This window comes from Limisphaerales bacterium, assembly GCA_014382585.1.
Lineage (GTDB): Bacteria > Verrucomicrobiota > Verrucomicrobiia > Limisphaerales > UBA1100 > JACNJL01.
Map to the genome: position 1 here is coordinate 22,857 of JACNJL010000024.1, position 10,049 is coordinate 32,905.

Below are 10,049 nucleotides of genomic sequence, written 5' to 3' on the forward strand. Positions count from 1 at the left end.
GCGTTCCCAATCCAATTCTAACAATTATTGGTCGGAATCATACTTGCCCTGAAGCGGCGCTTCGGGCGCAGGTGACTGGGCTGCGGTGTCAGGCTCGGACACTTCTCGAGTGCCCAAGTAAATTAAAAGCGCATCAGAAATCACCAACAACAACGCCAAAGCAGTCGCAAGGGCGATAAGGCGACGCTCGCGCCAATTGAAGGGCCCGGCAAAAACCGAGGGCGCATTGAGTTGGCGCAGGGCGTTTGCAAAATCACTGGCGTTTTCAAAGCGATCGCCATCGTCGGAGGCGCATGCGCGCAATAGTAACGGGTTGAGTTGCATCAACTTTTCGCGTCCGGACAACCCGCGCGCGGAGGCCGGCAAATCGGGAAAGGCGTTACGATCTTTGCCGGTGCTGATTTCGTAAAGCACTTTGCCGAGCGCGTACACGTCCGCATCGGGACCACCCGTGCCTTCGCTTGGAAGAAAGCCCAATGTGCCGGTGGAAAATGAGGTCATCCCCGAGCCCGCCACAAGGCCGATGTCAGCCAGTTTCGGCTGGCCGCTTACGAAAACGATGTTGGAGGGCTTAATGTCTCGATGCACCAGATTATTTTGGTGGAGGTAATCGAGTGCATCGGCCAATTGCGCGCCGAGGTCAATGCATTCTTCAGCGGGCAAAGGACCGCGCGCGCTCATCTCGGATTGCAACGTGCGTGGCGCATAATCGGCTGTTTGAATTCGCTGGCCAACCACTTGGTCATCGGCCAATTCCATTACATAATAAAAATAGCTATCGTCTTCATTGCGCCCCACGTGCAGCAAATCAATAAGTCCATCGTGCCCGCGCGAGAGGGCTTCGTAATGGCGAATGCCATTGAACTCACGTTGATACGGGCGCACATCCTCGAACAGGGAACGCTGCACAATCTTCACCGCGCGCCACGTGCCGAGCACATTGCGGGCGAGCCACACTTGACCATAGCTGCCACGGGCGATCTCGATCACCAATTCATAATCCGGAATGTTGAAACTTGTTCCCATCGGGAATGTTCGCCCAATGACCGTGCCCGAGATTATTCACGGGTCATTCACCGGCGGCCAATGACGGCTTTTTCTCACCTCCTTGAGCAAAACATACCTCCGCGGGGCTTGTTCACAAAGCGAAGGTTATTCACAAACGGGACAAGTTTTATAAAAAAAGTTGTGGATAGTTGTTAGATTCGCGTTTGTGCGGCGGTATTATATAAAAGATGGGGGCATCAAATGAGACAACGACAACTGACATTGACCTTGGACGGGCCGGGCACCCGAACCACACGCGTGGTGTACCGGCGTTATCAACCGCAGGCGGAATGGTGGTTCCGAAAAATCCGCGAAAATCTAGACGCGGAACCGAAACCCGCGCCACCGCCCGACCCCGTACCCGCTCAGGAAATTTTCCGCTGGCAATAAACGCAATTTTTAAAAGTAGGACTACACAGGCATGAGAACAGACACGGTCACAGTTGGGTTAAGAAATGACTGTCGTCCCCCTGGCACCTCCTGCCTCTATCCACAGCCAGGATCCACCCGGCCACCTGTCCCCTCGGGCGGCCGACCCCTTGGCAACCCCCGCCCCGGCGCCTCCCCAGCGCCGGGCGGGCGTTAGCCATTGATTCTATCGTGTGAACCAATCGGCATTGTATGCTGCTCAAACTTGTGCTGCAATCTTCACCCATGAAGGCTGACCCTCCATTACTTGAGACCCGCAGCAGCCTCATCAACCGACTCAAAGCCACCATCAACGGCGAAAGTTGGGAAGTGTTTTTCAACACCTATTGGGAACTCATTTACAGCGTGGCCCGCCGTGCCGGGCTTTCTGAAGCTGATTCGCAGGACATCGTGCAGGAAACCATTCTCAAAGTTCACAAGAGTCTCGACCGTTTTAAGTACAACCGCAGTCGCGGCAGCTTCAAAGGCTGGCTGCGCACCATCACCCGATCGCGGCTGGCCGAGCATTTCAAAAAACAACAACGCCAACCACCAACCCAGCAACCCCGAGAGGATGAGGATGACCCGCTCGCCAATCTCACCGATCCCCAAGGGCCGGAATTGGATCGCATCTGGGGCGAAGAATGGTCGCGCAGCCTCATCCAGCGCGCGCTCGCCTTCCTCAAAGAACAGGTGAGCCTCAAACAATACCAAATTTTCAAATGCCACTGCATCGATGAATGGACCGTGAAAGAAACCTGCGACGCCCTCAACGTCAACGCCGCTCAAGTCTATATGGCCAAAAAACGCATCGGCAAAATCTTCGCCGCCAAGCTGGAACGCCTGAAGCAGGAAGAAGAGTGAATCCTTTTCCCTTGCCGCAACTTCAATCACTCCATAACGTTTGCTTTGCTGACGGCACAACAACCCGCAACCGCAAACTGCCTCCATCGAAATTCAATTTCGCAATCCCGCCAATGAAGAGACCGGCAGTTTAACTGAACTGCTGGAAGGCGATGCCGCACGGGAAGAATCAACGCTGGCGGAATTTCATAACGCACCAATTTTCATCCCGCACGCCATCGGCAGTGGCGCGGCCGATCCGCAGGCGCAATTGCTTTTTGAACGCTCGCAAGCCTCCGGCTCGCTGGGCGGCGATGATCCCGAAGCATTTCTGCAACACGCCGCCCAAAATGGCTGGCGGCCGGCTTTGGAGGCTGAGTTTGGGGCGACTTCACCGGGGATGTTGCGCGCGGTCGCACCCAATCGCACGGCGTGGTCGTATCTCTTCGATCTCGGCCCCGAATCGCGCGTGCTGGATCTCGGCTGCGGAACCGGCGGCGTCGCGTGTCGACTTGGCAAAGATCATCACGTCATCGCCGCGGATAAGTCCCCTATCAACGCCGCCTTCGTCAAACTGCGCGGCGAACAGGAATCCCTCCCGCACTTTCATGCCATCTGCGCCGACGGCGTGGATCTCCCCATCGCCGATGCCCAGCTTGATCTGGTTTGTATGATCGGCAGCTTCGAATGGATGCCCACTTCGTGGCCAAATGAAAATCCCGAAGCCATTCACGCGCGCGTCTTGAGCGAAGTATTCCGCGTCCTCAAACCCGGCGGCTCCCTTTTTCTCGGCATCGAAAACCGCCAGTACCTCGGCTTCGCACTGGGCGTTGCTGATCCCCACGCGCGCATTCGGCACGTTTCCTACCTCCCCCGCGACCGTGCCAACCAACTCTCTCTCGATCTGCGCAGCACACCCTTTCTCGAATACACCTACACTCGCAGCGAAGCCAACACACTCTTAAATAACGCGGGCTTTGCCAACGTGGATGACTATTGGCTGCGCCCCGACTACTCGACGCCTAATTATATTATCCCGCTCAACAACGAGCACATCATCAAATATTTCATCGAGGAACGCCTGAACCCGTGGGACTACCAAGGCGGGCGATCCTTTGTTTACAAAATTTTCCGAATGCTCCCTCCCCGCGAAGTGGCGGAGCACGTGGAGTTCTTTGGCTTTTGCGCCCGCAAACCGGAATGATTCCCCGCATCCAAAAATGGCTCACTGAACATCACGCCCGCCTCGGCGTGCCCGCGGAGCTGCAGCCGCTCGTCCTTATCAACGTCAATTACAAATACGTCGAATCCTACCCCATCATCAGCCGCGTAGTGCTGTGGTTTGCCAAAGATGCCGAACGCCCCAGTCTCGCCACCAAAATCGCTGACCCCGGTCTCACCCGCGCAGCCATTGATTCCAGCATCACCTTTCAGGATAAAATCGACGCCGCACTCGGGCAGGATTTGTTTTTGAAAATTATTGAAGTGGCCGACATCAATGACCGAATGGTCATCATCGAAGAAGCCTGCCCGCATCGCACTTTTGAAACTGATTTGAAATTCGCCATCTGCGGCCCCGAACGTTCTCACGCCCGATTCGCCCGCACCTTCGCCGCGCAAATGGATGAGATCGGCACACTCTGCGGCAAACTCACCACCCTCGACCAAGGCGGCCCCGCTAAACGCTGGGGAGATGACGCCGCCACCCGCGCGCATCATTTCAAAAACGACTGTGGTTTTGATGACGCAATTTTCCCCGAAGCAAGCATCGAGTTTATGCGCGACGCCCTCAACAAAATCGAACTGCCAAACACCCCCGTGCTCGCCGATTTTGTGTGCCCCAATATTTTCCCCGGCCCGCGCCTCATCGACAACGTCCACCCCCAACTCGAAGATTGGAACCGCACCCTCCCCGGCCACATCAACGCCTTCCGCTTTCTTGTCCCCTACTTTTATTCGCAACCCGTTGATCTCCTTTACCCCGATTGGAGCCTCGCCCTCGCCAGCGCATTGGCCGATACCGAACACCAATCCATCATCGCCGCCCCCCTTGGAAAACTCTTTGCGATGATCGGGCTCGACGTCAAAACCCAACCCGATGTCATCTGGGCATTCATCATGTACGCCGCCATTTTTGAAATGCAGGACAAACTCGATTTCTATCGCGAGAGCCCCTTTATGATCGATGGAAAAATCGACACATTCAAAAAATGGACCCAACGCCTTTGCGGCGTCGCCAACACCGAAGTCAACGCCGACTACCTCCTCGCCAGCGAAGAAAACCTAAAAGCACAGCCCTAGAAAAAAGGCTTGAGGGAAAAAATAAATGGTACGCCCTGAGGGAATCGAACCCCCAACCTCCTGATCCGCAATCAGTTTCGATTGCTCGTCCGGCGGCGTATTGACTTTTTGAATTTGCTGGGGAATTGCGTGGTTTGGCCTGTTTTTTAGGGCTGGTTTCACGGTCTTCCTTTTTACTCGCTGGGGACAGTCTAACCCCTTCTATGAATAATGCGAGGTAATAAAGTCGGGCTTAATGTCGGGGTGGGGTTGGTGCGCGCGGGTTTGGTCGCTACCGCCGCGTGACGGCGCGGCGGCGGAGGTCGAGGCGTTGGCTGCGGCGGGCGGCGGAGAGGCGAGTAAAGGCGCGGACTTGTACGTTGCTGGCGAATTGGCCACTGACGCGGCGGCCGTCGATGGTGGATCCTGCGGCGAACTGTGAGGTGGTGCCGTTGCCGGCGGGCGGGTTGATGCCGGTGATGCGATACACTGCACCCTCAACCGGCGGCGAGGAGAGCAGCAGCAGCGCGATCATAAGGCGAACCAAGGACATGCAATCCCTTGTACCACATTCCGTAAACTTCACAAATTGTTTTTTGATTCCGGCCCTCTCACTGTTTTAGTTAGTAGATTAATATGGATGCGGACTAGCTGCTGATAAAATGGGCATTGGCGTAAACCTCTACTTGTGGCTTTTTTGAAACTTTTTAGTGAGTTTGGGTGTGGGCCTTGGGGTGGGCGTTGAACGTTTTTTTTGGGGCTTGGGGGTTGTTTTTGTGGGGGTTTTGGGTTTGGGGTGAAAATAGTTGAAAATAAATGAAAGATTTTACCTCCGTTTCGCGAATATATAGTAGAGGGGCACGTTGCCCTTTGTTAACCTGAACTCAGAAAGATACGAACTATGAAGAAAACATTTCTAACACTGGTGGCCTTGGTTGGCCTGACTTGGAATGTGAATGCGCAGGAGATGCCGCCTGTACCAAAGAATAACCTTGCGGGAGCACACGAAAGCTTCAACTATTTGACAGGCATTTTTGCTGATAATCCCGATGTGCTCGTGGGTGACACGATTAAGTTTAAGGTTCACCCAATCCCAGAAGATATATATGGGCAACCCACCCCAACACCTCCATATCCTGCCGCTGATATTGGTGCAGCAGTCGCAAATCCTTGGACAATTACCATAGGAAAACAAAATGATGTTTTTGATAGCTATCAAATTACGATTGTTAAGCCTGGTAATGCTATTTTTGCGAATTTCATTTCCTTCGAGTATATGTGGGTTATTGAGACGGTTGAGGTAGTCGGAGGTCAGGTAACGCGAAACGTTATCGTGGAGGATACATTGTATTTCGTGAACGCCCTTGAAGGCGCTGCATTGCCCTTTGGTGACGACCTGAACTTTTTCAAGCATGCGATACCGGGTAATTTACCAGCTAATCGATTCCAAATTTGGGGTGATTTGGACTTTAATGATCAATTTGCACTTATCCTGTTGGATAGCTATATTGAATTTTACGCTATTGAAGGCGCCTATAATGTTGCCAATGACTAAGAAAGAAAACTTATGAAACAACAAATGTTACCACGAGTAATCATATCAAGCCTTCTGTTGGCTGTATGCTTAACTCCAGCCCAATCCTTTGGAGCCGGTGGCCCAAGGCCAAGTTCAGTGCCGCGAGATTTAGTGATCATCGTGACACCTGATGATACACTTGATCGCTTCTATCAAGACCACGAGCCGCCCGTTGAAATATGGAAACATGTTGACGCCTACACGTTCCTTGGAATGCGGACTCATCCGAATGTTCGGAGTCTTCAGGATGAAGCCTTGCGCAAGGCCCATCCCGATAAACGAGAACCATCCAGGGCTGATCAGTTAATCAACAAGCTCGAAGGCAAAGTGAATAAACCGAACAAGTACCTGCCGCAGGGTGTCCGGTTTGTCTTCAAGCCGCCGCGTCGAATTGACGTTATTGCCGACAAAATCCCCCTGAAAATGGTGCAACACGAGCAATTCAAAAATATGTCCCATTGGCTTGCTTTTCCAGCTGGTAAGGGTGTGTTGGTAGATGGCTTGCTGCAAGCGTTAAAAGAACGAATGGATGAATTCAAAAAATTGGGCATCGAACGCGAACCAGTTCCGCATCACGCTCTCAATCCTAAAGCTACGGAGAATGCAATAAAAAGAAGTAATGCATTGCGGCGGCAGGCATATGACAGGCCAATCGCTACATTGGAACGATGGCTAAAGGACATGGATCCAAAAGACCCTCAACATAAAGTTTTCACTCAAAGGCTTGAAAAATTCAAAAAAGCAAGGGCTCGGTTTGAGGATTAGTTGACGATCATTTGATTTCTGCCACTCACCGCCCCGTTTTCACGGGGCGTTTTTTGTGCCTATTGGCCTTCGGATTCTAGGCGGGCTTCTAGTTCGTTGAGGCGGTGGAGGAGGGCTTGGATGAAGTGTTTGGATTCTTCGGTGCGGCGGGCGGCGGAGAGGCGAGTAAAGGCGCGGACTTGTACGTTGCTGGCGAATTGGCCACTGACGCGGCGGCCGTCGATGGTGGATCCTGCGGCGAACTGTGAGGTGGTGCCGTTGCCGGCGGGCGGGTTGATGCCGGTGATGCGATACACTGCACCCTCAACCGGCGGCGAGGAGAGCAGCAGCAGCGCGATCATAAGGCGAACCAAGGACATGCAATCCCTTGTACCACATTCCGTAAACTTCACAAATTGTTTTTTGATTCCGGCCCTCTCACTGTTTTAGTTAGTAGATTAATATGGATGCGGACTAGCTGCTGATAAAATGGGCATTGGCGTAAACCTCTACTTGTGGCTTTTTTGAAACTTTTTAGTGAGTTTGGGTGTGGGCCTTGGGGTGGGCGTTGAACGTTTTTTTTGGGGCTTGGGGGTTGTTTTTGTGGGGGTTTTGGGTTTGGGGTGAAAATAGTTGAAAATAAATGAAAGATTTTACCTCCGTTTCGCGAATATATAGTAGAGGGGCACGTTGCCCTTTGTTAACCTGAACTCAGAAAGATACGAACTATGAAGAAAACACTACTAACACTGGTGGCCTTGGTTGGCCTGACTTGGAATGTGAATGCGCAGGATGCGCCCCCGGAGCCTGATAGGAGTTTGCCTCCAATTGAAAGCGATCCCACGGATTACGAGATTATTGAAATGCTTGTTCCGCCAGGAGAAATGTTTGTGAATTGTGGTGAAGGCGGTTTTGAATTTAATTTCAACCAAAGTGCCCGTTTTACTGGGCTGGTTCGATCACTGGCTGACATGCCATTCCTCACACTTCACGGCATGTTGATGTTTTCTGAAAAAGACAGCATCACATTCACGTACGTTCCGTCTAGACTGAAGAATGGCGTAAGAATGCCTGACCTTGATGATCAAGTGTCTATCATTGTTTCCAGAGATTTGGAAAAGCCATGTGGATTGGATTTTCAGTTGAAACACCAAAAACAAAACAAATTTCCATTTGAATTGGAGCTTGCATATCGCTTGAGTACGCTCATTAAAAAACGTGATCCTATAAACGGGGACGAACTGCATCTTGCACTCCCTAAAAAAAAGCGATCCTTGGAATGGAATGACCCGTCTCGAATTACGCCAAACAATGAAATGAACCATGAAAAATGGGTTTCTGATACACCGGCCATGGATCCAAAGTTGAATTATAATACAAATGAAATTGTCAATCATAAGTTTAACGATGGGAAAATTGTTTACACGATCATTATCACCACTTACCTAAGATCACTGAAATGGAATTCTGACCCCAAGGCCAAATAGAAATGTTTGCTCACATCATATCAATTGCCCTCACTCTTGCCGGCACCTTCAATACACTAGAAGAAAGGGAAATGGCGATGCAAAGCGCCAAAGCCACTATTCTTTTTGATATTGAATGTCGGAAGATAGTCGATCATTTTTCGCTATTTGACAACGTCCAATACCCATCAATAACTGATGCTATGTGGACACAAGATGATTGGACGATCTTGCACACTCATAATGAGCTCTTGGACACTTTTCAGCATATTTTCAAAGAAGACCCAGCCCTTCATGATCATATATTGCTGAAAATTGACCGATGTTTTCGTCAAGCTTTTTTGATCAAAGAACATCGTAATCGGCAACGAGCTTTAGCAGGCAAAAAACCGCTAGATTCATTTGCAAATGAGAATTCAATTAGGATGAAAAGGCGTTTGAGGCCAATTGGGGGATATGTTATTGGGTACAGGCCTGACCCATTTATAGAGTCCCTGTTCAAGATTGAGTTGATTGATATAATGCTAAAGCGTGGAGTAATAAATGATCCCAAGGACATTAAAGTGATAATTGTGCCCTAGGTATATTGCCCATTGCATTCACCGCCCCGTTTTACGGGGCGTTTTTTTGTGCCTACTGCCCTTCGGCCTCGAGGCGGGCTTCGAGTTGGTTGAGGCGGCGGAGGAGGGCTTGGATGAAGTGTTTGGATTCTTCGGTGCGGCGGGCGTGGTGGGAGGCGTTGATGGCGTCCTGGAAGCCGAGGGGGTGGGCTTGGATGATTTCTTGGGCGGAGTTATATTTGATACTCAGGCAGCCGGCCGCGTGGCTCAGAGTAATCAAAAGTATCAGCGCGCGGCCTAAGCCAAAAGAAGCCCCACAAAAAAGAGTCATAAATGGTACGCCCTGAGGGAATCGAACCCCCAACCTCCTGATCCGTAATCAGGTTAAAGGGTGATGCTGTGCAGCCATATAAAGTCGTGTTTCCCCTATTTTATAGGGTTGTTATTCACATTTTGCGCGCCCAATTGTCTTGGTTAGTTATGGGGAGTCCTGTTTGAAGTGGTAAACAGGATGGTAAACGCGCCAACCCCTCATTTCCCGTACGCCTTACTACCCATTCCGATGACGTCCTCGTAAACGCTCATCAATGCCTTGTCTCCTGCCTCTTTGGCTTGCAACCAACGTTCGTGGTTCGGGCTGTAAACACCGCGATGCCAATGCCCGAGGGATTGGAGGCGCTGGACTTGCTCCGTTGTTCTCAAATCCTTCGGCAGTGCTCGGAGGCGATAGTATTCGGCGAGTAAACCGCGCGCTTGCCCGGGCAGTTGCATCCGGTCAAGAGCCCGTTCGCCAGTACGGGCATTGATCTGCCCCCGCTGTTGCTCGCGGAAACTCCGTGGCCCCCTCCTCGCGTAATTCCTTGACCGCCTTGCGCGCCTCCCCTTCATTCAACGTCGGAGCCTGCGCCCGCAACAAATCCGCAAGCATTCCCTCCTGCGCCGGGTCCGCAATTAATTCAGGTAATTCACTCAGGATACTCTCCGGCGCACTTTGCAGCGCCACCTGAGTGAGCTGCTCCACATCCAGTGTTTCGAGGCGCAAACTATGCTGCTGTTCCCAGCCGCAATACACCTTGAGCAGCTGCAGGAGGTGGTTCGGGCCATCCGCAAGGCCGGTGGAAAGAT

Annotated in this window: 14 protein-coding genes and 1 tRNA gene; 8 read left to right on the top strand and 7 right to left on the bottom strand. The window is 51.8% G+C overall.

Going from position 1 to position 10,049, the window contains the following annotated elements; all coding sequences use genetic code 11:
* Nucleotides 1-24 precede the first annotated feature (24 nt).
* Entirely contained in the window at nucleotides 25-1,026 is a 1,002-nt protein-coding gene (locus H8E27_03265; protein MBC8324632.1) for a serine/threonine protein kinase, read from the bottom strand.
* Between the two features lie 222 nt (nucleotides 1,027-1,248).
* On the opposite strand from H8E27_03265, the gene H8E27_03270 reads away from it, so the two are divergent.
* From H8E27_03270 to H8E27_03285, 4 genes are all read left to right on the top strand, one after another.
* Nucleotides 1,249-1,437: a hypothetical protein gene (locus H8E27_03270; protein MBC8324633.1), complete on the top strand. Its 189-nt coding sequence runs from the start codon at nucleotides 1,249-1,251 to the stop codon at nucleotides 1,435-1,437.
* A 231-nt stretch (nucleotides 1,438-1,668) separates the two neighbouring features.
* Complete coding sequence (locus H8E27_03275) at nucleotides 1,669-2,319, top strand: sigma-70 family RNA polymerase sigma factor (protein ID MBC8324634.1); 651 nt, start codon at nucleotides 1,669-1,671, stop codon at nucleotides 2,317-2,319.
* Between the two features lie 250 nt (nucleotides 2,320-2,569).
* Complete coding sequence (locus tag H8E27_03280) at nucleotides 2,570-3,502, top strand: class I SAM-dependent methyltransferase (protein ID MBC8324635.1); 933 nt, start codon at nucleotides 2,570-2,572, stop codon at nucleotides 3,500-3,502.
* Nucleotides 3,499-4,599 carry a hypothetical protein gene (locus H8E27_03285; protein MBC8324636.1) on the top strand — a complete coding sequence of 367 codons (1,101 nt, stop codon included), beginning with the start codon at nucleotides 3,499-3,501 and terminating at the stop codon, nucleotides 4,597-4,599. Before H8E27_03280 ends, H8E27_03285 begins: the two co-directional genes overlap by 4 nt.
* Before the next feature lie 271 nt (nucleotides 4,600-4,870).
* On the opposite strand, the gene H8E27_03290 is transcribed toward H8E27_03285, so the two are convergent.
* Nucleotides 4,871-5,131, bottom strand: a complete 261-nt coding sequence (locus tag H8E27_03290; protein ID MBC8324637.1) for a hypothetical protein — start codon at nucleotides 5,129-5,131, stop codon at nucleotides 4,871-4,873.
* Between the two features lie 348 nt (nucleotides 5,132-5,479).
* Between H8E27_03290 and H8E27_03295 the strand changes: the two genes are divergently transcribed.
* A complete protein-coding gene (locus H8E27_03295) occupies nucleotides 5,480-6,133 on the top strand; it encodes a hypothetical protein (GenBank protein ID MBC8324638.1) in 654 nt (217 codons plus the stop codon).
* 12 nt (nucleotides 6,134-6,145) lie between these two features.
* The gene (locus tag H8E27_03300) at nucleotides 6,146-6,919 is read left to right on the top strand and encodes a hypothetical protein (GenBank protein ID MBC8324639.1); all 774 of its coding nucleotides are present in this window, start codon (nucleotides 6,146-6,148) and stop codon (nucleotides 6,917-6,919) included.
* Between the two features lie 59 nt (nucleotides 6,920-6,978).
* Here the strand turns inward: H8E27_03300 and H8E27_03305 are convergent, their stop codons facing one another.
* Nucleotides 6,979-7,278 (bottom strand): hypothetical protein, encoded by a 300-nt coding sequence (locus H8E27_03305; protein MBC8324640.1) that lies wholly within the window; start codon nucleotides 7,276-7,278, stop codon nucleotides 6,979-6,981.
* Nucleotides 7,279-7,626: 348 nt separating this feature from the next.
* Here H8E27_03305 and H8E27_03310 point away from each other — a divergent pair, with 348 nt between their 5' ends.
* Nucleotides 7,627-8,385, top strand: coding sequence for a hypothetical protein (locus H8E27_03310; GenBank protein ID MBC8324641.1), 759 nt, complete (start codon nucleotides 7,627-7,629; stop codon nucleotides 8,383-8,385).
* A gap of 2 nt (nucleotides 8,386-8,387) precedes the next feature.
* Nucleotides 8,388-8,945: a hypothetical protein gene (locus H8E27_03315; protein ID MBC8324642.1), complete on the top strand. Its 558-nt coding sequence runs from the start codon at nucleotides 8,388-8,390 to the stop codon at nucleotides 8,943-8,945.
* A gap of 52 nt (nucleotides 8,946-8,997) precedes the next feature.
* Here the strand turns inward: H8E27_03315 and H8E27_03320 are convergent, their stop codons facing one another.
* From H8E27_03320 to H8E27_03335, 4 genes are all read right to left on the bottom strand, one after another.
* Nucleotides 8,998-9,204: a hypothetical protein gene (locus H8E27_03320; GenBank protein MBC8324643.1), complete on the bottom strand. Its 207-nt coding sequence runs from the start codon at nucleotides 9,202-9,204 to the stop codon at nucleotides 8,998-9,000.
* 54 nt (nucleotides 9,205-9,258) lie between these two features.
* Nucleotides 9,259-9,343 (bottom strand) — tRNA-Ser (locus H8E27_03325).
* 112 nt (nucleotides 9,344-9,455) lie between these two features.
* Nucleotides 9,456-9,695 carry a hypothetical protein gene (locus tag H8E27_03330; protein ID MBC8324644.1) on the bottom strand — a complete coding sequence of 80 codons (240 nt, stop codon included), beginning with the start codon at nucleotides 9,693-9,695 and terminating at the stop codon, nucleotides 9,456-9,458.
* A 4-nt stretch (nucleotides 9,696-9,699) separates the two neighbouring features.
* Nucleotides 9,700-10,049: hypothetical protein (locus H8E27_03335; protein MBC8324645.1), on the bottom strand; the 350-nt coding region annotated here is incomplete at its 5' end.